The sequence below is a fragment of the Staphylococcus sp. GDY8P196P genome (assembly GCF_017891705.1).
In the GTDB taxonomy this organism is placed as follows: domain Bacteria; phylum Bacillota; class Bacilli; order Staphylococcales; family Staphylococcaceae; genus Staphylococcus; species Staphylococcus ureilyticus.
The window spans coordinates 395666-417833 of record NZ_JAESJS010000003.1; the positions used below are offsets into that span (position 1 = coordinate 395666).

Annotated in this window: 21 protein-coding genes and 1 pseudogene; 14 read left to right on the plus strand and 8 right to left on the minus strand. The window is 31.5% G+C overall.

From position 1 onward, the window contains the following. Positions 1–88: 88 nt before the first annotated feature. Both KA814_RS01860 and KA814_RS01865 read left to right on the plus strand, forming a co-directional pair. Positions 89–1141 carry an ABC transporter permease gene (locus KA814_RS01860; protein WP_064209335.1) on the plus strand — a complete coding sequence of 351 codons (1053 nt, stop codon included), beginning with the start codon at positions 89–91 and terminating at the stop codon, positions 1139–1141. Next, on the plus strand, positions 1141–1809 hold the full coding sequence (locus KA814_RS01865) for an ABC transporter ATP-binding protein (protein WP_019468865.1): 669 nt from the start codon (positions 1141–1143) through the stop codon (positions 1807–1809). Before KA814_RS01860 ends, KA814_RS01865 begins: the two co-directional genes overlap by 1 nt. Positions 1810–1969: 160 nt before the next feature. Here KA814_RS01865 and KA814_RS01870 read toward each other — a convergent pair whose 3' ends face one another. After that, the gene (locus KA814_RS01870) at positions 1970–2941 is read right to left on the minus strand and encodes a YdcF family protein (RefSeq protein WP_019468866.1); all 972 of its coding nucleotides are present in this window, start codon (positions 2939–2941) and stop codon (positions 1970–1972) included. 224 nt (positions 2942–3165) lie between these two features. Here KA814_RS01870 and KA814_RS01875 point away from each other — a divergent pair, with 224 nt between their 5' ends. From KA814_RS01875 to KA814_RS01885, 3 genes are all read left to right on the plus strand, one after another. Further along, positions 3166–3630, plus strand: a complete 465-nt coding sequence (locus KA814_RS01875) for a MarR family transcriptional regulator TcaR (protein WP_019468867.1) — start codon at positions 3166–3168, stop codon at positions 3628–3630. Between the two features lie 365 nt (positions 3631–3995). Further along, on the plus strand, positions 3996–5381 hold the full coding sequence (locus KA814_RS01880) for a membrane-associated protein TcaA (RefSeq protein WP_046208534.1): 1386 nt from the start codon (positions 3996–3998) through the stop codon (positions 5379–5381). Between the two features lie 268 nt (positions 5382–5649). Further along, complete coding sequence (locus KA814_RS01885) at positions 5650–6852, plus strand: putative multidrug effflux MFS transporter TcaB (RefSeq protein ID WP_107521820.1); 1203 nt, start codon at positions 5650–5652, stop codon at positions 6850–6852. Between the two features lie 361 nt (positions 6853–7213). On the opposite strand, the gene KA814_RS01890 is transcribed toward KA814_RS01885, so the two are convergent. Next, the gene (locus KA814_RS01890; protein ID WP_046208532.1) at positions 7214–7762 is read right to left on the minus strand and encodes a TetR/AcrR family transcriptional regulator; all 549 of its coding nucleotides are present in this window, start codon (positions 7760–7762) and stop codon (positions 7214–7216) included. 126 nt (positions 7763–7888) lie between these two features. Here KA814_RS01890 and KA814_RS01895 point away from each other — a divergent pair, with 126 nt between their 5' ends. Together KA814_RS01895 and KA814_RS01900 are read left to right on the plus strand one after the other, a co-directional pair. After that, complete coding sequence (locus KA814_RS01895; RefSeq protein WP_046208531.1) at positions 7889–8536, plus strand: HlyD family secretion protein; 648 nt, start codon at positions 7889–7891, stop codon at positions 8534–8536. A gap of 12 nt (positions 8537–8548) precedes the next feature. Next, complete coding sequence (locus KA814_RS01900) at positions 8549–10423, plus strand: DHA2 family efflux MFS transporter permease subunit (protein WP_210122652.1); 1875 nt, start codon at positions 8549–8551, stop codon at positions 10421–10423. Positions 10424–10790: 367 nt separating this feature from the next. Here the strand turns inward: KA814_RS01900 and KA814_RS01905 are convergent, their stop codons facing one another. Beyond that, on the minus strand, positions 10791–11426 hold the full coding sequence (locus KA814_RS01905; RefSeq protein WP_046208529.1) for a hypothetical protein: 636 nt from the start codon (positions 11424–11426) through the stop codon (positions 10791–10793). A gap of 274 nt (positions 11427–11700) precedes the next feature. Between KA814_RS01905 and KA814_RS01910 the strand changes: the two genes are divergently transcribed. Beyond that, on the plus strand, positions 11701–12606 hold the full coding sequence (locus KA814_RS01910) for an alpha/beta hydrolase fold domain-containing protein (RefSeq protein WP_064209337.1): 906 nt from the start codon (positions 11701–11703) through the stop codon (positions 12604–12606). A gap of 137 nt (positions 12607–12743) precedes the next feature. On the opposite strand, the gene KA814_RS01915 is transcribed toward KA814_RS01910, so the two are convergent. Together KA814_RS01915 and KA814_RS01920 are read right to left on the minus strand one after the other, a co-directional pair. Beyond that, a complete protein-coding gene (locus KA814_RS01915) occupies positions 12744–13151 on the minus strand; it encodes a hypothetical protein (RefSeq protein ID WP_064209338.1) in 408 nt (135 codons plus the stop codon). Positions 13152–13163: 12 nt separating this feature from the next. Beyond that, on the minus strand, positions 13164–13631 hold the full coding sequence (locus tag KA814_RS01920; protein ID WP_064209339.1) for a thioesterase family protein: 468 nt from the start codon (positions 13629–13631) through the stop codon (positions 13164–13166). A 143-nt stretch (positions 13632–13774) separates the two neighbouring features. Between KA814_RS01920 and corA the strand changes: the two genes are divergently transcribed. Beyond that, a complete protein-coding gene (gene corA, locus KA814_RS01925) occupies positions 13775–14722 on the plus strand; it encodes a magnesium/cobalt transporter CorA (RefSeq protein WP_064209340.1) in 948 nt (315 codons plus the stop codon). Positions 14723–14793: 71 nt separating this feature from the next. Next, positions 14794–15840, plus strand: a complete 1047-nt coding sequence (gene fni, locus KA814_RS01930) for a type 2 isopentenyl-diphosphate Delta-isomerase (RefSeq protein ID WP_064209341.1) — start codon at positions 14794–14796, stop codon at positions 15838–15840. A gap of 234 nt (positions 15841–16074) precedes the next feature. Here fni and KA814_RS13590 read toward each other — a convergent pair. Continuing rightward, positions 16075–16263 (minus strand): annotated as a pseudogene (locus KA814_RS13590) (IS5/IS1182 family transposase); the annotation flags it as partial. Positions 16264–16502: 239 nt separating this feature from the next. Beyond that, positions 16503–17708 (minus strand): sodium/glutamate symporter, encoded by a 1206-nt coding sequence (gltS, locus tag KA814_RS01935; protein WP_046208523.1) that lies wholly within the window; start codon positions 17706–17708, stop codon positions 16503–16505. 351 nt (positions 17709–18059) lie between these two features. Between gltS and KA814_RS01940 the strand changes: the two genes are divergently transcribed. The 4 genes from KA814_RS01940 to KA814_RS01955 all read left to right on the plus strand — a co-directional run bounded on the left by KA814_RS01940 (position 18060) and on the right by KA814_RS01955 (position 21241). Then, positions 18060–18383 carry a PadR family transcriptional regulator gene (locus KA814_RS01940; RefSeq protein ID WP_046208522.1) on the plus strand — a complete coding sequence of 108 codons (324 nt, stop codon included), beginning with the start codon at positions 18060–18062 and terminating at the stop codon, positions 18381–18383. Continuing rightward, entirely contained in the window at positions 18376–18936 is a 561-nt protein-coding gene (locus KA814_RS01945; RefSeq protein WP_046208521.1) for an HAAS signaling domain-containing protein, read from the plus strand. Before KA814_RS01940 ends, KA814_RS01945 begins: the two co-directional genes overlap by 8 nt. Further along, entirely contained in the window at positions 18933–19736 is an 804-nt protein-coding gene (locus KA814_RS01950; RefSeq protein ID WP_064209342.1) for a DUF4097 family beta strand repeat-containing protein, read from the plus strand. The genes KA814_RS01945 and KA814_RS01950 overlap by 4 nt, the downstream gene beginning before the upstream one ends. A 176-nt stretch (positions 19737–19912) precedes the next feature. After that, positions 19913–21241, plus strand: coding sequence for a Na+/H+ antiporter NhaC family protein (locus KA814_RS01955; RefSeq protein ID WP_046208519.1), 1329 nt, complete (start codon positions 19913–19915; stop codon positions 21239–21241). A gap of 143 nt (positions 21242–21384) precedes the next feature. On the opposite strand, the gene KA814_RS01960 is transcribed toward KA814_RS01955, so the two are convergent. Then, positions 21385–21993: a DNA-3-methyladenine glycosylase gene (locus KA814_RS01960; protein WP_046208518.1), complete on the minus strand. Its 609-nt coding sequence runs from the start codon at positions 21991–21993 to the stop codon at positions 21385–21387. Between the last annotated feature and the right edge of the window lie 175 nt (positions 21994–22168).

A 22168-nucleotide genomic window follows, 5' to 3' on the forward strand; every position in this document is an offset into this window, starting at 1 on the left:
TAATTTAAAAAGTTAATCATAGTTCATATTGAGTTCATATAAAGACCTTAAACTTTAAATATAAGTTCTTGAAAGGGAGTGAAACACTATGAAATTGGCATGGCAAGAGATAAAATATTATAAATTTCGTTATATATTAATCATGTTAATTATATTGTTATTAGGTGTTATGGTTTTATTTATTAGTGGTTTGGCACAAGGTTTAGCAAGAGAGAATATTTCTATGTTAGATAATATGAAGTCAGAAAAATATGTGATGCAAAATAACAAAACACCACAAATCGAAAAATCAATTATTAAACCAGAACAGCAAGAGAAAATTGAAGATATTAGTGGACAGTCACCTTTAAAAATAGCATCTCAAACTTTGAAAATTGATAAAGATGAAGAAGATGTTGTTATGACGAATACAGTGAAAAATGAAAAACCAGAATTGTCAGAAGGACATTATCCTAAAAAAGACAATGAAGTTGCAATTAATAGTAAATTAACTGCAAGTGGGGTAGATGTTGGAGACAACATTAAAATTAAAGACGGTGAAACGTTAAAAGTATCAGGTATTTTGGATGACACAATGTATGCTCATAGTTCAGTGGTTATGATGAATAATAGTGGATTTGATAAATTGAATAAAAATGTAAGTACCGTTTATCCAATTCAAGATATGTCACAAAAACAGATAAATAAATTAGAAGATATTAATGGTATCGATGTATTTACGGAAGACGATATCACAAGTGAAATACCGAGTTATCAAGCAGAACAAGCACCACTTAATATGATGATAGTTAGCTTGTTTGTCATTTCTGCTATAGTTCTCAGTGCATTCTTCTATGTTATGACGATACAAAAAATTCCAGAAATCGGTATTTTAAAAGCAATTGGTATCAAGACAAGACATTTACTAAGTGCTTTAGTATTACAAATATTAATAACTACAATGGTTGCAGTGATAATTGCTGTTGCATTAATTAGTGGTTTATCATTAATAATGCCAATTTCTATGCCTTTCCACGTAACTGTTGCGAATATATTATTAGTCGTAGGCATTTTCATCGTTGTTGCAATTGTTGGCGCAGCACTATCATTTATTAAATTATTTAAAGTAGATCCTATTGAAGCTATCGGAGGTGGAGAATAATGAGTTTACAAGTTAAAGATATAAAAAAATCCTTTGGGAAAGGTTCTTCCGAAACTAAAGTTTTAAAAGGGATTAATTTTGAAGTGAATGAAGGAGAATTTGTAATTTTAAACGGTGCTTCAGGCTCAGGTAAAACAACGCTTTTAACTATTTTAGGTGGGCTATTGTCACAAAGTGGTGGTGAAATATTATATAATGGTGAGCATTTATATGATAGTGATAAAAAAGCTTCTGAGCTAAGACTTAATGAAATTGGTTTTATATTTCAATCTTCACACTTAGTACCTTATTTAAAAGTTAAAGATCAGTTAACAACAATAGGTAAAGAAGCAGGTATGTCTAAAAAAGAAGCCACTGATAGATCAGAAAAACTATTAACACAAATCGGTTTAGCAGAACAGCTAAACGTATTTCCACACACACTTTCAGGCGGACAAAAGCAACGTGTTGCCATCATGAGATCATTGATGAATCATCCGAAAATAATCTTAGCTGACGAACCAACTGCAAGTTTAGACGCTGAACGTGCCACAGAAGTGATAGATATGATTAAAAATCAAATTCAAAGTAAAAATATGATTGGTATTATGATAACGCACGATAAAAGACTATTTGATTATGCTGATAGAGTCATCGAATTAGATGATGGTGTCATCGTTGATCAATAGTATAATTAAATGAACCGTAATATAATTATGATTCCTAAATCAATGGAGTGGGACAGAAATCTTTTAATAAAATTAGACTTCTGTCCCACTCTTTTTCTATGAAGAAAACACTATGTTCTATTGTAAAAAGGATGCACAATTTATTTTGTGTATAGTGGCTTTAAATGGATGGAATATGCCACAACGCCATCATACTTGCCCAAAATAACACTACAAAGTAACAAGTTAGTAAAAGCTTATATTGGTACATGATTGCTAAAAAATCCCTAATTAATGCAATTTCAAAGAAATGATAAGGTGTATGACTGCCGACACCTTTTAAGTTGAGGTTTAATTTTTGTCCAAACCTTAAAGCGCGCATAATATGAAATTGACTTGTGACACATAGGATACTTGGTTCATATCTATATAATTGTTGAATGAGCACTTTTGTATATTTAAGGTTTTCTAAAGTGCTCGTAGACTGGTCTTCAAGTACTATCATTGAAGGATTAATATTTCTTTGGACTAAGTATCGATACATAGCCAAGGCCTCTGAAATTGGTTCGTCAGGACCTTGTCCACCACTTACAATGAGTCGAGCATTTGGATTTAAATGGTGTAATGCTATAGCTTTGTTTAATCTTTTAGCTAGCATAGGTGTTACTTGATCAGTAAAAATACCTGCGCCTAATACCAATATGACATCAAAGTCTTCTTTGTATGTAACATTTGAAAATGCAGATGTGCAAAGCGCATAACAAATGAAGGTGAAACATGCACTAAATGCAATAGCAGCTAACCAATAAAAAATCACATTGATACCTACAGGTATTAGACTAATATAAGCACAAGCAATCATAAACAGTAATACTCTATATGCAATAGCATACAAACGGCGCAAAAAAAGTGCGCTTAATCTATGTTTAAATAAATGATGATGTTTGATGTGTATTAACAACACGCCAACAAACATAGTGAATATGAGTGGCATAGGCAAAGATAACTTACCTACATGTAAGATGATTACAAAGTAACCTAAAATAATTTGAATTACAAAAAAAGTTAAATTAGTAGTGAATTTGAAATTTTTAATCATAGCAATAAAACCACATAAAATAATTAAACTTATAATTAAAGACAACGTATACATGGTTCACCCCGAAAGTTTATAATATTTTAAATGTAGAGCAATTATTAAAATTAATCAAATTTTAATGGTATTGTATTTTGTAATTTTGCTAGATTTAACAATTAAAAAACGCAGTGAATACAAATTTCTGCTTTTATACCATCTCGAATATTGATATTATAAACATAATATAAAAAAAATAACGTTTACTTATGTGAGCTAGAATAGTAGAGGTGCGAGAAGTTATGGTTAAAAATTTAAGTAGTCATATTGATTTTATGGGTGAATTTATAAATGATGTGAATACTTTGTTAGCTAAATTGTTAAAAGAATTAAGAGAAGACTATAACGTATCAAAAGAGCAGGCCAATGTTATATTAATGTTAGAAAACGAAAAAACCATGACGTTAACTGAAATAACTGAAAGACAAGGCGTAAATAAAGCTGCCGTTAGCCGGAGAATCAAAAAATTAATACAAGCAGAAGTAGTTCAATGGGAGAAAGCAGAAGAAAATACAGATCAAAGATTAAAATATATTAAATTAACAGAAAGAGGCAAACAATTTAATAAACAAAGTAAGGAAATTATCAATACGATTGTTAGTGATATTTTACACGACTTGTCTGATGAACAAATCGAACAAGCACGTTATGTTTTAGAAATTATTGACCAAAGATTAAAAAATTTCAATTTGAAGCACAGTATTTAATAGTATAAGCAATGAAAGTATTTAAAAGCAAAGCTAAATACATTTAATTAAAATCATGCTTCAACAACCGGAATGACGTACCCAAATTAAAATGATTCATTTGAAGTGCATAATTAAAAGCTTAAGCTATATAAGATGAAAGAAAAAATCATAGAAGATATAAGAAGACATTGGACTAATGATGTATATCTTTTACTGATTTATATACATATAATAGAAATAAGGTAGCGTAAAAATAAATTTCACTTAATTAAAAAACTACAAAAAATTGGTGGAAATGGCTTGATAAAGCCATATAGTTTATAAATATATTATGTTAAAATAACGGGATAATGTAAAAAATAAGGACTGAGCGTGGTGATAAAATGCAAAAGTGCCCTAAATGTGGGGGAAATATAAGGATAGGACAACGAAGATGTAGTCATTGTGGCTATCGTATAGAGTCGACAAGTAACGAAAAAATGACTCGAACTTCAAAAGAAAACAAAAAAACTGTTAATAACAAAGCAAGGAAAATTATTCCCTGGGGTATTGCAGCTTTTATCATTATTCTACTGGTGATTATATTTATCTTATTGAAAAATTTTAATTCTCCGGAAGCACAATCGGAAATATTAATTAATGCTGTAGATAATAATGATACTCAAAAATTATCAACCTTATTAAGCACACAAAATAATAGTGTGGATGAAAATGAGGCTAAAGCTTATATTAAATATATAAAAAAAGAAGTTGGCATGAAACAATATACAAAAGATATTAAACAAAAAATAGCTTCTTTAAATAATAATGAGACGAGTGAGGAAGACTTTGTAACAGCCAAAAATGGTGAAAAAGTTTTGCGTATCAGTAAAAATGGGCGACGTTATTTGATATTTGATAACATGAGTTTTACAGCACCTACAAAAGAAGCGATTGTAAAGCCTAAGTACGATGCAACATATAAATTTAAAGCAAATGATAAGCAAAGAACTGTTCACGCACAGAAGAATAAGACGACGGTACTTGGTGAATTCATACCAGGTGATTACGTTATCGAGTCTAAAAAGGAAATGGCTAACGGACAGTTTAGTGGTGAACTCAAATTTAATTTTAATAATAGTAATCATGAAACAGTTGACGTTTCAGAAGATTTTAATGAAGCTTATATTGTCTTAGATTTAAAAGGCGCATCAGAAATTGATAAAGATACGGTTAAAGTGAAAGTAAATGATAAAACATATGACTATAATAATAATAAAGAAATAGGACCATATCCAAAAACACAAGAATTAACAGTTTCTGCCGAAGGTGAAGCGAAGAAAAAGACATTTAAATCAGCTGAAACGACTGTTAAAACGGATAACTTGAAAGATAAAACATATGTAACATTGAATTTTGATGGTGATGAAATTCAAGATTATGTTGATAAAAAAGAAAAAGAAGAAAATAGTTTCAGAAATAAGGTGGTTCGTTTTTTCGGTAATTATACTGCTGCAATGAATAACGCGCATAGCCAAAGTAATTTTAATTTAGTTTCATCTTATCTGAAAAAGAATAGCAATAACTACAAGTCTACAAAAAATCAAGTGAAAGAAAATGCTATTTTTTATTTACCACAGCCACAAATCACTGAAATTGTGAGACAAGGTGAAACATTTTATATTACTGCTCAAACCGTCAAAGAAGACGGACAGTATGGCGAAGTGAACTATCAACTTGAAGGCGATGATGATGCCAGTAATCTCAAGGTAGTGAAATATTCGGAATAGTAATGTAGTGAAATGCTTGTCAATATCACTTTGATAAATGTAGTAGTAGAAAAATAGAGCAATTTGAGAATAAACTCATTCTGACTCATGTATAAGCGTCAATTTCTATAACAGTTAGTAGAAATTGACGCTTTCTTTGTTTTTGAGCTAAAGCTATAATGGTAATAATGCTTATTCATAATATTGTAATAAGTCAGTAAGAAATACATAATTAAATGTAGTTATCGTCGAATTGAGTATTTTAAGTAATATTTGAAGGAGTTATAAGATGTCAGACAATCAACAACAAAAGCAATCACTTATTTTTATTTTAATTCTAGGTGCATTAACTGCAATTGGTGCTTTATCTATAGATATGTTTTTACCTGGTTTACCTCAAATTCAGACTGATTTTAATACGACAACTTCAAATGCACAATTAACTTTATCTTTATTTATGATTGGCTTAGCTATTGGGAATTTATTTACTGGTCCTATTTCTGATTCCATCGGACGTAAACAACCACTTATGATTGCGATGTTGTTATTTACATTAGCAAGTTTAGGAATTATTTTTGTAAACAATATTTGGTGGATGATCATTTTAAGATTTGTGCAAGGTTTTTGTGGAGGCGCAGGCGCAGTTATTTCTAGAGCAATATCAAGCGATTTATACAGTGGCAAACAATTAACGAAATTTTTAGCTTTACTCATGTTAGTCAATGGCGTCGCACCTGTATTAGCACCCGCTTTAGGTGGTGTGATCTTATCATTTTCAACTTGGCATATGGTGTTTGTCGTACTTACCATATTTGGCATGTTCATGTTTTTTGGAACAATGTTTAAAGTGGAAGAATCATTATCAATTGAACATAGGGATAGCCCTCATATGGGAAGTATTTTTAAGAATTTCTTACAATTATTAGAAGCACCACGTTTTGTATTACCAATGTTGATTCAAGGGGTTACGTTTATCATATTGTTTAGTTATATTTCAGCTTCTCCATTTATTACTCAACATATTTATGGTATGTCTCCACAGCAATTTAGTATTATGTTTGCAGTTGTTGGTATAAGTCTGATTGTTTCAAGTCAATTGACTGGTAAGTTGGTTGATTTTATAAATAGGCAAATGTTATTACGAATTTTGACATTGATTCAATTAGTAGGAATTCTGAGTGTAACGTTTACTTTAGTAAATCACTTGTCAATATGGATTTTATGCTTTGGTTTTATTATTCTTGTTGCACCGGTTACTGGTGTAGCAACACTGGGATTTTCTATAGCAATGGATGAACGTACTGGGGGTAATGGAAGCGCATCAAGTTTACTTGGACTTATCCAATACTTATTAGGTGGGGTGATTTCACCTCTCGTAGGTTTAATGGGAGAAGAAAATTATGTACCTTATGTCACAATTATCCTAATTGCAGGTATATTACTCATAGTGTTGCAAGTGATGAGTTATTTTGTATTTAGAACAAGCAAGTGAGCCTAAGAGAGGATGAAATAAAATCTTTTTAGTATTTTGGTAAGTAGCTGGTGCATGTGTTTCAAGTCAAGTACTTTAAGTTGATTTAAACATGCGCTTACATTTATGGATGTAGCAATAATGTCATTTTAAACAAATTAGATTTTTATCCCAAGCTAATTTATTTTGCAGGAATGATTCGAAGTGGCGAAGGCTAGAGTTTTGCTAAACCAAGGTGAAGTATAGCATTGACATGATGTTGCATGGTAGGTATCAAGCTGTTCTATATATTTGAATTAGAAATAATCTAAGACTATTAAACTTCTATTATTTTGTAGAAATTTAGTAGTCTTTTTAATTAGATCATTTATTAGGAAATGACTTAACGATTCAACTTAATTGTATTAGCTAATAAAATTTGAGCTAAATCATTTACCGGTTGATTGCATCCTTCTTTAATCCAAGTATAAACAAGACCCATTTGGCCACCTAGTGCGTAAATTACAAATTGTTTTTTATTTATAACACTGGTATAGTCATCCAAAATTTTAATATAGGTATCACGCGTGGCATGCATATATTCAAAAAACAAGTCTCGATTAGGATATGTGACTAAAATAGCATGGAAATAGCCATAATGGCGTTTAATATAGCGTAAAATGATTTTGAAAAACTGATATAGTTTCGAATAATTATCTGCAATCTCTTCAGAACTTTTATATAGATTTTCTAATAGTTTTTTATATTTCTGAATATGGTGTGACTGTATTGTAGCTAAAAGATCATATTTATCTACGAAGTAATCATAAAAAGTTGTCCTATTTATATCACTATATGCACATAACATTTTGATAGTTATATTTTCAAACGGATGTAGCTCTAGTAATGCAATCATATTATGGATGATTTTACGTTTAGCATTTTGTTTCATAATAACTCCTTCATAGAACATAAATAACGTACCCAACACATTTTATTTAAGTGTCGGTATACTTTTAAATTTCATCTCTTTATAATATACAAGGTGAATTTTAAATGCAAATAGGAGGAAAGTATTATGAAGAAAATGGTATTAATCAATGTCATTACCATTGTTGTACTTGTAATTATTGGTGTCGTAGGATTCCATTTTTATAATCAAGCAACATCTTTTGTAAGTACGGATAATGCTAAAGTGGATGGAGAACAAATTAAAATATCAGCTCCAGCTTCTGGCGAAATCAAATCGCTTGATGTCAAAAATAATGAAAAATTAAGCAAAGGTGACAAAGTTGCAGAGATTGCTGCTAAAGGTGAAGGCGGTCAATCTCAAGATATGAGTATTAAAATGCCTAAAGATGGCACAATTGTAAAAGTTGATGGCATGGAAGGTTCAATGGCTCAAGCTGGCACACCAATCGCTTATGCTTATAATTTAGATGATTCTTATATAACTGCTAACGTGGATGAAAAAGATATTGCAGACGTTGAGGAAGGTAAAGATGTAAATGTTAAATTAGATGGTGAAGACGCTGAATTAAAAGGTAAAGTAGAAGAAGTAGGCAAAGCAACTGCTTCAAGCTTTTCAATGATGCCTTCATCAAACAGTGATGGCAACTATACAAAAGTATCACAAGTGGTACCAGTGAAAATTTCACTAGATTCAAAACCATCTAAAAATGTTGTTCCAGGAATGAACGCTGAAGTAAAAATTCATAAAAATTAAGGGGGTCTTAAAATGACAATGACCTTCATTATTGTTTACGTAGTCATAGCGCTCATTCTTGTCGGCGGACTAAATTTCTTTATCATGAAAAGAAATAAGCAAAAATCTGCCAGAAAAATGGAACAATCTAAGCATGAAAGCATTGCTTCTAACGAAAGTTATCAATCTAAATTTAAAGTTAAAGACGACAAAACAACAACAGAAAATCAAGAACAAAACAAAGATGAATCAATAGACGAAAAGCCAGAAAAGGCAACGCACTCTGACAGTGACGCTACTGAATCATCGACACAACATGATTCGGATCATGAACAAATCAATCCGAATTCTGAAGAAGCACAGGTAAATGAAAAGTTGAAAGCTAAACATAGTTCATTTATGTTTGGAAAAGGCACTTCTCAAGGTAAAGTTTTAATAGCGATGATTTTCGGTATGTTTATAGCTATATTAAACCAAACGTTATTAAATGTTGCATTACCTAAAATAAATACAGATTTTAATATTTCTGCTAATACAGGTCAATGGCTTATGACAGGCTTTATGCTTGTGAATGGTATTCTAATACCAATCAGTGCCTATTTATTTAATAAATATTCGTATCGTAAATTATTTTTAATAGCGATGACATTATTCACGATTGGCTCGTTAGTCTGTGGTATATCAGGTTCATTTACAATAATGATGGTTGGCCGACTACTGCAAGCTATTGGTGCAGGTGTCTTAATGCCACTCGGTACAAATGTATTTATGACTATATTTCCACCTGAAAAACGTGGCGCAGCAATGGGGACACTCGGTATAGCAATGATTTTAGCACCTGCAATAGGACCAACATTATCAGGTTATATTGTAGAAAATTATCATTGGAACGTGATGTTCTATGGCATGTTCATTATAGGACTTATTTCATTGGCTATCGCTTATATATGGTTTAGAGTATATCAAGTTACTACAAACCCTAAAGCAGATATCCCCGGTATCATATTTAGTACAATTGGCTTTGGTGCGTTATTATACGGCTTCAGTGAAGCGGGAAATAACACCTGGAGTTCTCCAATAGTTGTAGTGTCTCTTATCATTGGTGTGATCTTTATTATTGCTTTTGTAATTAGAGAGCTTACAATGCGTGTGCCAATGCTAAGCATGGAAGTTTTAAAATACTCTGGTTTTACATTAACAACAGTTATTAACATGATTGTAACCATGAGTTTATTTGGTGGTATGATTTTATTACCACTTTACTTACAAAACTTAAGAGGCTTTACACCAGTACAATCAGGTTTATTATTATTACCAGGTGCTCTAATAATGGGCGTAATGGGCCCAATAGCAGGAAAATTATTAGATACGATAGGTATTAAACCACTAGCTTTAGTAGGGACAGCCATTATGACTTATGCTACGTGGGAATTAACAAAATTAAATATGAATACAACGTATGGTCATTTAATGGTTATTTATATCATTCGTTCATTTGGTATGAGTTTTATCATGATGCCAATAATGACTGCTGGTATGAACGCATTACCGCAAAGACTCATTGCACACGGCAATGCATTAACTAATACATTGAGACAATTGGCTGGTTCAATTGGTACGGCATTACTGGTTACAGTTATGTCTACACAAACAACACAACATATTGCATCATATACACAGGATTTAGATAAAACAAATCCATTTATTAAAGACCGTTTACAAGAAATGGCTCAAGCAATGGGTGGAGAACAAATGGCAACTTCTCAAGTTTTAGAATTTGTGCAAAAGCTAGCTTCAATTAACGGCGTAAATAGTGCTTTCTTAATCGCTACTTTGTTAAGTGCGTTGGCATTTATTTTGAGCTTGTTCTTAAAAGGCAAGTCACATTACATTTCAAATGAAGAATAAGAAAAAGAATCAGTGATATAACATTTCTGACTAACGAAAAAGCGGCAATTTCTATAACAGTTGTATAGAAATTGTCGCTTTTTTAATCTTTAATAAAGTCTGCGCTACTATTTTTCTTATAATGAATACTTTTGTGACTCAGATAATTACTAGTATTATATACATTAAAAGTAAAAAACCAAGTGGTCTAAATAAATTTGATAATTAAGTTGAGACCTTTTAGGGTTTGACTTTAATTTTATCAAATATATTAATCGATTGGTGCATCGATCTATAGGTATAAAAGAAACCCGAAAATGAACTTCGGCATACATTTTCGGGCTTAATATACTATATGTAGCAGCTTTTTGATAAAATTTGAACGACGTTAAATTCTTGGTTTCCGATTTCTAAAGAATAAACTAATTAAAAGTAAAGCAATACTACAACTTAATAAAATAAAAGCGTTATGGATTGCATTTGCTTCTGTTAATATTTGGTTTGAATCAACAGTTATATAATATTGATTCATTGAATCGGCAATTCTTGTAGCAATATTTTTAATTAATGCAGAAAAACCAAAAGTAATTGCTAGCATGATTGCTATGATAAACATATTAACTATTTTCAAAATCGTTTTATTAAAAAATAATGTGAAAATAGTTAAGATTAAACTTAATATACAGGCGATAAAAAATATATAAAATACAAGTATTAAGCGATCAATACTTGTTTGTAAGTTATCAATGCTTTCTATATTTATATTTAAATGTGTTAAGTTATTGATGGTTTCTTGAAAATTCGTTAATTCTTTAAAATTAACCGATTTATCTACGAAAACTAAATTGAATATGGGCTCTTTAAACATACTGTAACCAGAAATTGCAACTAGAATTAAGACGATTACTTGTATAATAAGGCTGACCCAAGATTTTTTCTTTTTTCCATAGCGAGAGCCTCGTTGCATTGTTTCATTCGTTAAAGTGTGTTCAAAATCTTTAAATTGGTGATTGTTTGCGGTCATAACTTACTCCTTTCATAACATTAGATGGGGGAATCTAGTTATTTTATGACTTTTATTTTGTTATAATATGTGATAACTGTTACATTTTAACCAATGTAGTTGAATATTTTAATTTTTAGTATGAATTGTCATATTTTTAAAATTTCAATATCTATTATAACTTCTCGTTTATGTCATTATTTTTATTTTATCATATAATTTATTTTAAATACTGAATTGAAACAAAAATTCTATAATTCTAAAATTTGTTACAAAAAGATAGGGATGATTATGTATGAAATCAAGACTAACAACAAAATTTGTTAATAAATACTTATTACCACATCGTTCAATTATATTTGATAACCAACAAAGCTTTGAAAAATTTTTACAAAAAAGATTAACGATGAATGAAAAAAAGCACAAACAACCTGAAACGTTAAATGTAAAATCAGATTTAGAAAAACAAATGATGGATGATATGCAGTTGTTCAGATTTCGTTTTAGACACAGCCAACAAAAGAAAATACTTTATATTCATGGTGGGTATAATATTTTACAGCCTTCAGCTTTTCATTGGAGATTTATGGATAAACTTGCATTAAGTACTTTATACGAAGTTGTATTGCCTATTTATCCAAAAGCACCTAAATATCATGTTGAGGATACATATGCTGCGATTCATAAAGTGTATCAACAATTATTAACAGAATGCAGTAATGAAGATATTATTGTGATGGGTGATGGTACTGGCGGTGCATTAGCGATGAGTTTTGTGCAACAATTAAAATCTAACAATCAACCTTTGCCAGCTAAATTGTACTTGTTTTCACCTATGTTAGATGCTCAATTGAATAATGAAAATATTACAGATGATTTAATCGATAAAGATGTCATCATAAATATAGAAGGTTTACAAAAAATTATGAAAGTATGGTCCAATAATCTTCCGCTGAATGATAGTAGATTATCACCAATTTATGGAGAATTATTTGGTTTACCGCCTATATATATATTTGGTGGTGGAAGAGAGATTTATTTACCAGATATGAAAAGGTTAGCTTATATGTTAGAAGATATGCGTCAACCAGTACAACTGTATACCTTTAAAAAAATGGTGAATGCATTCGCATTATTACCTATTAGAGAATCTCATAAAGTTGTAAAAGAAATCGTCAATACAATTCATGATAAACGCTAATGCGTTAGCATATAACTGAATTCTAGAAGCATGATAAGCCTATAAAAAATTAAAAACAGAGGCGAGGTAGATATCAAACATAAATGTGTTGATATTGCCTTGCGTCTGTTTTTATATGTCCCAAATAGTTCATTGAATTAGTAGTGTTCGTTCATTATTGTATCAATGACAGTTAAAATAGTCTGTGTCCCTTTTAATTTATAGTAGAGTGCTATAAATTCATTGAAATCTTGCTTTGGCTCATCCATATTTTTAAATTCTGAGAGATTATTTTTATACAGTTGTTTTTCTTCTTGAACAAAAGTTCTGTAGCGTTGAACTAAATCTTCTTCTACATCAATTTGTTCGACTAATGAATGAATCGTATCTATCGCTTGTTTCTGACCTTGGTAATAACTGATATCAAATCCGCGCTTAATCAATTGATGATCAGGACCATTAATAACTAGCTGTTTGTTTTGGTTAAGTTCGCTAAGCGCAGCTTTCATATCATCGTTTAAATCATAAAGCTGCACTTTGATTGCGTCGATTACACTTTGTGACATCTTAAGCACTCCTTATCTTGAGATACCGATTTTATGACCTAATTGTTTAGGCCATTCGATTAATTGTTGATTATCATAATAATTGCTAACTTGGTCAGCAAATGATTTAGGGAAGGGCGCTGTTTTATTAATTGTGCGATCAATCCCTAACATCATTGCTTCATTTGTTGCTATATTAATACCATCTTGGTTCGTCATGATGGAAAAGAAATGCAAGCTTTTTTCATTATAATCATAGATGTAGATTGTAATGGTAAATGTATCACCTTCAGTTAATTCTGATAAATAAGCTGTTTGTTCTTCAACAGTAAATAATGTGTAATTTAACTTGTCACGTTCAGCTAAAGATAAGCCATGTGTATAATTAAATTGATTAATTGCCTCACTGAAAACCATATTATAGTTTGCATCATGTACATGCCCATTATGGTCAATCATATCAGGTGTCACATTGTTGGAAAATGTGAAAGGATTGCTCATCGTTACATCTCCTTTAATACTTTAATTGTTAGATTAAGCATATATATATTAATTTTACTAACCTAAGTTTACTAAAAATTGTATATAACATACACAAATAGCATTTCATGATAAAATAAAGAAAATGATTATAGGGGTGACCTATGGCTATCACAATGAGATACTTATCGTCTGAAAATAAACTCACAAGCGCTAATTGTTTAGAAGATATTCCGAAAACAGCGCAGTTTATATGGTGTGATTTTAATCAACCGACTGAGGCAGAAAATACATTTTTAAAAACACGTTTTAACTTTAATAAACTTGAAATTGATGATACAGTAAACGGGACACCGAGAGCTAAATACAAAGCTTATGACACATATCAGTACATTGTAGTACATGATGTGAAAACTGAAGATTTCAATGCAAAAGCATTAAATATTTTTATAAAAGATCGTTTACTTATTACATACCATCATCAACCTTTTGATATTTTAAAGAAGATTGAAACTACTATTAAAACACAAATGACAAATAATATTCTCCCAACTCATATATTTATCTTGGTGCTGGATTGTTTAGTAGACGGTTACTTTGATTTCGTTTATGCTATCGAAGATAAGGTATATGAATTTGAAGATAGTGAAAATACAAAGGGTTCTATGAAATTTGAGATGGACAATGTATTTAAGATACGTTCGGAATTAATTAAATTAAAGCGCATCATTTATCCCATGACAGAATTAGTCAATCAATTAAAAGAAAGTCATCAATTATTTTTAGATAATAAGAGCCAGCTTTATCTTCAACATATTGACGATCATATGATTAAACAACAAAATATTTTGAAAATATGCCAAGAAATGACAAACGAAATAAAAGATAATTTGACATCGTATGCTTCATATAAAATGAATCGAATTATGCAAGTCCTCACCTTAGTGTCAGTTGTATTTTTACCATTGACATTAATTACAGGTATTTATGGTATGAATTTTATAAACATGCCAGAATTAAAATGGCGATATGGTTATTATTTTGTCTTAGCACTAATGTTTTGTATTAGTATAGGTTGTGTGATTTATTTTAAAAAAGAAAAATGGTTTTAGTCTCATGGTATGAAATTAATGACGCAGTTTGAAAACTGACAAAATTAAAATTTTTGAGGTAGGAGTAAATAATGAGTGATTTAAAAAGAGAACAAAGAAAAAATGAACACGTTGAGATTGCAATGGCACAAACAGATGCTTCAATCTCAGATTTTGATGAAATTCGATTTGTACATGATTCTATTCCGAGTATAGATGTGAGTGATGTTAATCTTGAACATTCGCTAAAAGATTTCACGCTCAGTCAACCACTTTATATTAATGCGATGACTGGTGGCAGCGAATGGACGAAACAAATTAATGAAAAATTGGCAATCGTGGCACGTGAAAGTGGTATGGCAATGGCAGTAGGTTCTACACATGCGGCGTTACGTAATAGCAATATGGCATCATCATTTACAATCGTGCGTGAGGCCAATCCTGAAGGTATCATATTTAGTAACGTCGGCGCCGATGTGCCTGTTGATAAAGCTGTTCAATCAGTTCAATTACTTGATGCTCAAGCATTACAAGTGCATGTCAATGCACCTCAAGAATTAGTCATGCCTGAAGGTAATAGAACTTTTTCTACATGGATGGACAATCTTGCACAAATTGTGAAGCGGATAGATGTTCCAGTGATTGTCAAAGAAGTAGGTTTTGGTATGAGTAAAGAAACAATCAAAAACTTAAATGAAATTGGCATAAGATATGTAGACGTGAGCGGACGTGGTGGTACGAACTTTGTAGATATTGAAAATGAAAGACGTGCCTACAAGGACATGGACTATTTAAGTATGTGGGGACAAACAACTGTGGAATCACTATTAGAAAGCACTGCTTATCAAAAAGATATGAATATACTTGCTAGTGGTGGCGTACGGTCTCCTTTAGATGCTGTGAAATCTTTAGCGCTTGGGGCAAGTGCGGTGGGTATGTCGCGCCCATTTTTAAATCAAGTGGAAAATTATGGTATTACAGAAACATTAAACTATACTGAGCAATTTACTGAACATATGAGAAAAATTATGACGATGTTAAATGCGCCTACGATAAATGATTTAAAACGCGCTAAATTGATTTTTGGCCCTAGATTACATTCTTGGATAGAGCAGCGTAATATCGATATTAATAATTAAGATTTTATTGAAATTTATTTTTGTAAATCTGGTCATGAACTACTGTGTTAACTTTCGTATATTAAATCATTGATGATTAAAGATAAATTAAAAGAATCTTGGACATAAAGTTCTTGGATAAGTGACAAAGGCAATTTCTATTGAACAATATAGAAATTGCCTTTGTCTATATTGTTTTAATTATAATTGGCTCATTGAGTTACTACTTTTCTCATATTAAATACCATTAATACCAAGAAATAAAGGTTCTAATAGGACGTCTACTTTAAGATTTACTCTAAAACAATTCATTGTTTTATAAGACGGTGTTTGATTTTGTGAGAGCTACAACTTTCAGATACAATCATTAAGCAGTTTTTCAATTGCAAGACCAAAGCATTCAGATTGGCTGTATGCATGTAGAATAATTTTTAACATCATTTTGGTTGATATAAGACCTTGTTTTTAAAGTATTTTAATGTGAGATGACATATGAATACGTTGTATTTTGGCGAGTCGCTTGAGGGAACAGGACAAGCTGAAGCTGCGCCTAAGAAAGCGAGCCAACAATATGAAGTATAGAAACAAATTAAGAAGCACTCCGATGAATTGAATCATCAGAGTGCTATTTTCTAAGATCTATGTCTCAGAATCTTTCCTATGTTAAAAATCAAAATTCAGCATTAGAATAGATTGATAAATGTAGTAACGATTGGGACGCCAAGTAAATCAATCAAAAATGCACCTACAATCGGTACGACCAGATATGATTTTGGTGAAGCACCGAATTTTTTGGTAATAACATCTAAGTTTGCCATAGCGTTTGGAGTTGCACCTAGGCCATGACCAATAAACCCACCGATCATTACAGCTGCATCGTAATCTTTTCCTAAACCGCGGAATACGATAAATATTGAGAATAACACGATAAATACTACTTGTATTAAAACAATAATAATTAAAGGTAAAGCTAATTGATATATTTCTGTAAGTTGTATACTCATCAAAGCGATTGATAAGAAAAGGCTTAGTGATATGTCACTAATTTTATCAACGAATTTCATATCAATAAGATTTAAATTATTATATTCAGAAATATTGCGAATGATAACTGCTACAAACATTGCACCAACATATATAGGAATATTGATACCAGTTAATTCAGAGAATGTATTTCCTAAATATGAACCAATTGCCATACAAATAGTTACAATCGTAAATTGTAAGAAAAAGATGGTAGTAGGGTTCATGCGATTATGTAAGTATTCATTAGATTTCACGTTACCATAGTCTGTTGTTGTTTCTTCTGCATGTTCTGATTTTAAATTATACTTAGTTATTAAAAATTTTACTACAGGGCCACCGACTAAACCACCAGCTACAAGGCCTAGTGTTGCTGCTGCTAAAGCTGCGGTCAATGCAGAATCAAACCCCATGTCTCGAATAGTTTGCCCATAAGCAGCTGCATTACCATGGCCACCTTCCATAGACATAGAACCAGCTGTTAAGCCTAATAATGGTGGAATGTTTAATACTTTTGCTAATGAAACACTAATTAGGTTTTGGAAGACTGCAAGAAAACCGCAGAATATAAAGTATAAAATGAGTACTTTTCCGCCCAAACGTAGTAACTTTAAAGAAGCGCCTAATCCAATTGTTGTAAAGAACGCAAGCATAAAGAAGTTTTGTATGAATTCAGAATCTAGTTTGATTGTTATAATGTTCGTAGATTGTAAAATTGCAACTAAAATCGAGAAGATTAAGCCTCCGATAACAGGTGCTGGGATACAAAGCTTTCTTAATATTGAAACATGATTAACAATAAATATACCTAACAGGTATAACAAACTTGCGATTGCTAAAGTAGTAATTGCATCTAGCTCTAGCATTTTCAATCCCCCTTATATTTCAAATGAAACTCTCCTGTGTGTCTTGTTATATGGATGGAGTCGTGTGCAAAATGACAATGAAGAAAGTGCTTACAAAACTCCATGCTATCTATTATACATATTTAAATCGCATAAATCTAGTTTGGAATTAAATACTAAATAGAATAAATAGTGATTGTTTTATTTGTAATCTTCAGACAATAATACTATTGTCTGATACGCAAAAATTAAAGGGGAATTAATCAGGGATATTTATAGCACAGTACCTTGCAATGTACAGTAGTGTGTGTTATATTCTGTTTGACAGCTACTGTGTAATGTATAGTACTGGTTTCCCATAGGAGGTAACATATGAATAGTCAATTTAAAAAAGGCGCACTTGAACTTATTGTGTTGCTAATAATCAAAAGAGATGACCAGTATGGTTACTCGCTCGTTCAAAATATTTCGAGGCATATGAGTATTGCAGAAGGAACAGTATATCCATTATTACGAAGATTAGTGAAAAATGGAGAACTCACGACATACTACCAACCTTCTTCAGAAGGACCAGCAAGGAAGTATTATAAAGTCACTGACCAAGGTAATGACAGGTTAGCTGATTTATTACATGAATGGCGATCATTTTCAAGTATTGTAGAAATATTTATAAAGGAGAGTGAATGGAATGACTAAAAATGAATTTTTAAAACAATTGCATAAACATTTAAAACATGATTCTGATGCAGAACGACAAGATATTTTAAATGAATATGAAACACATTTTTATAGTGGACTAAAAGAAGGTAAATCAGAAGCACAAATTTCAGAGGAGTTAGGAGATCCTAGAACTTTAGCTAAAGAAATGAATGCGACAGCTGCTGTAGAAAAAGCTGCTGACAGTAAAAAATTTGGTGACGTAGGAAATGCCATTTTTGCAGTGATGGGTTTAAGTATATTAAATTTCTTTGTGATTTTAGTACCGTTTATTTTCGTGTTGAGTATCGTTGTTTCATTGATTGTCACTACAATTTCATTTGTTTTAAGCCCAATATTGTTATTAGTGAAAGGGTTTTTAAATGGGTTTGAAAATATATTACTTTTTGATGTTTATGCGATAGGTGCATTGTTCGGTATGGGATTAATGTTATTTGTGATTACGTATTTAATTACTAAAGCATTTTATTTAATTTGTGTGAAGTATCTCAAATGGAACATAAACGTGGTGAAAAGGAGTGGGGTTTCATGAAGAAAACACTAATTATCCTCTTCATAATTGGATTAATTATAACGATTGTTTGTGGCATTGGTGTGGTAAATCAGTTTCAAGTAGAAAGTAAAAAATCGAAAGAAGTCACTGAGAACTATCATAAAGTATATGATAATAATGCTGAAGTGAAAAAACTCAATGTAGATTTGAACAACAGTAATATAAAATTAAAAAGAGGAGATCAACTAAAAGTTGAATCACGAGGCACCAACGATAAAATAAATATGGATACTACGGTGAAAAACGGAACGTTATATGTGAAAGATAAACCCTTAGACAGCAATGTTGATATCACATTTATGGATTTTAAGCATAATGATGTCACGATTACTTTACCAAAATCATTAAGTCATTTAAATGTTAATACTGAATCCGGTTCGATTATGGTTGATCAAATAAAAGCGGATTATGCTAAATTATATGCGGATGTAGGGGAATTGAATATTAGTCATGCAAAATTTGATCGTTTAATTGCTGAGGTTGTTGTTGCGGATATGTATGTGACAAAAACTCAATTTAATTCGGGTGAGTTCGAAGGTGATACTGGCTCAATTGATATCAAAGATATGCCAATTGATAAACCGGTTAAAGTGAAAACGGATGTGGGCGATATAACAATGGATTACACGGACAAACAGCCTAACAATACACGGATAGAATTTGATAGTGACGTAGGAGAGCTGGATATTAACAATCACTTGTTTAAAAACAAACAAGTAGGAAATGGATCAAATCTCATTCATATTAAAACAGATACAGGTGATGCTGAAATCAACTAAATCTGTAAGATTAATTATTAAGTAACAGTGTGTGAGCATAAGTCAATTGGATTTTGGCTCATGCTCACATTTTATTTTTAGCATGAGACGTGGTGAGATTTTAAATTTCTGTGTTTACTCATTTTTTGATATACTATATGCCATATAAAATTACTAGGTTTATCAGGAGGAGTGTTATGCAGGAATTTAATAGAAGTGATAAGCAATATGGTTTTTTAGCACTTCTGCCATTAGTCATATTTTTAGGGTTATACATTGGTGTAGGTATTACTTTTACCATAATGGGTAAGGAAGATGCTTTTGATCAATTACCAAGACATGTTGCTATTTTTATTGGCATCATTATTGCTTGGACATGCTATGATAGAAAAACAAAGTTCACTAAAAAAGTTGAAATATTTACAGAGCATGCAGGTAACTCCGGTATTGTTAATCTAGGTCTAATTCTATTATTAGCAGGCGCTTTTTCTACGGTGACATCGGAAATGGGCGGTAAAACAGCAATGGTGAATATGGGACTTACTGTAATCCCACCAAGTCTGCTTATACCTGGGATATTTATTATGAGCGGCTTTGCTGCACTAACCTTAGGGACTTCTACGGGGGCACAAGCTGCATTTATTCCTGTAGGTGTTGCTGTAGCGCAAGCTGCGGATTTAAATGTTGCAGCAGCTGGTGCCGCTGTGATTGCTGGTGCGTATTTTGGTGATAATTTATCCATTATTTCAGATACGACAATTGCAGCAACAAATGGTGTCGGTGCTAAAATGAAAGATAAATTTAAGATGAATGTGTTGATTGCACTACCTGCTGCACTTATTACTGCAATGATATATGCAGTTGTGGGTGGGACGGGTAAAGTAGAAGGTGACTTAAGTTTTAACTTTATCAATATACTGCCGTATCTATTTGTACTTGTAGCAGCAATCGCAGGTCTAGATGTGATTTTAGTGCTAATCATTGGCATTATAATGGCAGGTATCATTGGTTTGGCTCAAGGTAATTTGGGAATATTTCAGTTTACGAAAGCTATAGGTGAAGGTATGGAAAGTATGTTCCTTATCTTTCTTGTGGCGTTTTTAGTATCAGGACTGGTGGCTTTAATCCGATATTATGGTGGTATTGATTGGATCATTAAGACAATGAAAGAGAAAGCAAAAGGCCGTAAAAGTGCGGAATATGTGATTAGTTTAATGTCTGGTGTGCTTTCTGCTGCTTTATCACATAACACGTTAGCTATTTTAATTTCTGCGCCTATCGCTAAAGAAATTGGTGATGAATATAAGGTACCGCCTAAACGTATGGCAAGCTTATTAGATATATTTGCTTGTTGTGCCTTAATGGTGCTGCCACATGATAGTGGTATGTTAATGGTTGAACAGTATGGTGATGTTTCTTATATAGAAGTTTTAAAATACACATTTTATCCTGTGATATTTGTTGTTTGTACTGTTATTACGATACAATTCGGTTTACTTGATAAAGATAAAAAACTTTCTAAATAATTTTTAGTTTGTTTGTGGTAATGCGTAGAAAAGTAAAACATATATCATAGACGAGCATTTAAAATGAGCGATTATAATTCAAATAGTTTAATAATATTTTAGGAAACAGAGCATATATTAAATATAAAGCTCTGTTTCCTTTTTTAACGCCATGTATCCTGTGGCGGTACCGTAGAACGTTTTGATATTCTGGAAACGTACGGATTGCCTTTAACGATAAAACGAAGTGGTTTTTGTGTCCATTCACCTTTATTGGGGATACCAATTCTCGGTGTTTCCTCGATATGTTTAGGGTATTTACGGTTTTTAGTATCTATTTTTAGATGGCCTTCATTTAATCGTGAACCATCCAGATGTCTTGGTATATTAAATGCTTTAGTCCATTTTCCAGGGCCATTTGTTAATTCAAAGCCGTCTTTGTTTCTATTTAAGCGCATTGCTTCAATATTCTCTTCTGGTTCAACAGCACGTATCAGTACACCTTCAGGTACACCTTCTAATTGCGTTACAAAGTTGATAAGTAGATGGGTATGCATCACATGCGCATAAATTGTGCCACCCAGTTTATATAAAGATTCTACTTTGGGTGTGCGTTTGCCATTAAATCCGTGAGCAGCTTGATCTTTTTTTCCAACATATGCTTCAGTTTCAACAATGTATCCTGTAAACGTATGTAATTCATCTTCGAAAATGACACGTACGCCTAATAAATCTTTGGCGATAGTGACTGTATCTCGCTGTAAAAAATCCATTTACTAATCCTCCATATAATAGTTTTAGAAATTAAATGTTTTTCAAACTTTTTTATTAAATTGTAAAATTGTGTTACAACCATGTGTAAATTTTGGTAGAATAACCTTATAAGTTTACTAAAAATTAAAAAGTGTAGTTAAAGTATCAATGACTATATTAAAGTTAAATAAACAT

What these genes read in the sequence shown, in the direction of transcription:
- KA814_RS01860 (WP_064209335.1), top strand. Translation starts at nt 89, where the DNA reads ATGAAATTGGCATGGCAAGAGATAAAATATTATAAATTTCGTTATATA.
- KA814_RS01865 (WP_019468865.1), top strand. Translation starts at nt 1,141, where the DNA reads ATGAGTTTACAAGTTAAAGATATAAAAAAATCCTTTGGGAAAGGTTCT.
- KA814_RS01870 (WP_019468866.1), bottom strand. Translation starts at nt 2,941, where the DNA reads ATGTATACGTTGTCTTTAATTATAAGTTTAATTATTTTATGTGGTTTT.
- KA814_RS01875 (WP_019468867.1), top strand. Translation starts at nt 3,166, where the DNA reads ATGGTTAAAAATTTAAGTAGTCATATTGATTTTATGGGTGAATTTATA.
- KA814_RS01880 (WP_046208534.1), top strand. Translation starts at nt 3,996, where the DNA reads ATGCAAAAGTGCCCTAAATGTGGGGGAAATATAAGGATAGGACAACGA.
- KA814_RS01885 (WP_107521820.1), top strand. Translation starts at nt 5,650, where the DNA reads ATGTCAGACAATCAACAACAAAAGCAATCACTTATTTTTATTTTAATT.
- KA814_RS01890 (WP_046208532.1), bottom strand. Translation starts at nt 7,762, where the DNA reads ATGAAACAAAATGCTAAACGTAAAATCATCCATAATATGATTGCATTA.
- KA814_RS01895 (WP_046208531.1), top strand. Translation starts at nt 7,889, where the DNA reads ATGAAGAAAATGGTATTAATCAATGTCATTACCATTGTTGTACTTGTA.
- KA814_RS01900 (WP_210122652.1), top strand. Translation starts at nt 8,549, where the DNA reads ATGACAATGACCTTCATTATTGTTTACGTAGTCATAGCGCTCATTCTT.
- KA814_RS01905 (WP_046208529.1), bottom strand. Translation starts at nt 11,426, where the DNA reads ATGACCGCAAACAATCACCAATTTAAAGATTTTGAACACACTTTAACG.
- KA814_RS01910 (WP_064209337.1), top strand. Translation starts at nt 11,701, where the DNA reads ATGAAATCAAGACTAACAACAAAATTTGTTAATAAATACTTATTACCA.
- KA814_RS01915 (WP_064209338.1), bottom strand. Translation starts at nt 13,151, where the DNA reads ATGTCACAAAGTGTAATCGACGCAATCAAAGTGCAGCTTTATGATTTA.
- KA814_RS01920 (WP_064209339.1), bottom strand. Translation starts at nt 13,631, where the DNA reads ATGAGCAATCCTTTCACATTTTCCAACAATGTGACACCTGATATGATT.
- corA (WP_064209340.1), top strand. Translation starts at nt 13,775, where the DNA reads ATGGCTATCACAATGAGATACTTATCGTCTGAAAATAAACTCACAAGC.
- fni (WP_064209341.1), top strand. Translation starts at nt 14,794, where the DNA reads ATGAGTGATTTAAAAAGAGAACAAAGAAAAAATGAACACGTTGAGATT.
- gltS (WP_046208523.1), bottom strand. Translation starts at nt 17,708, where the DNA reads ATGCTAGAGCTAGATGCAATTACTACTTTAGCAATCGCAAGTTTGTTA.
- KA814_RS01940 (WP_046208522.1), top strand. Translation starts at nt 18,060, where the DNA reads ATGAATAGTCAATTTAAAAAAGGCGCACTTGAACTTATTGTGTTGCTA.
- KA814_RS01945 (WP_046208521.1), top strand. Translation starts at nt 18,376, where the DNA reads ATGACTAAAAATGAATTTTTAAAACAATTGCATAAACATTTAAAACAT.
- KA814_RS01950 (WP_064209342.1), top strand. Translation starts at nt 18,933, where the DNA reads ATGAAGAAAACACTAATTATCCTCTTCATAATTGGATTAATTATAACG.
- KA814_RS01955 (WP_046208519.1), top strand. Translation starts at nt 19,913, where the DNA reads ATGCAGGAATTTAATAGAAGTGATAAGCAATATGGTTTTTTAGCACTT.
- KA814_RS01960 (WP_046208518.1), bottom strand. Translation starts at nt 21,993, where the DNA reads ATGGATTTTTTACAGCGAGATACAGTCACTATCGCCAAAGATTTATTA.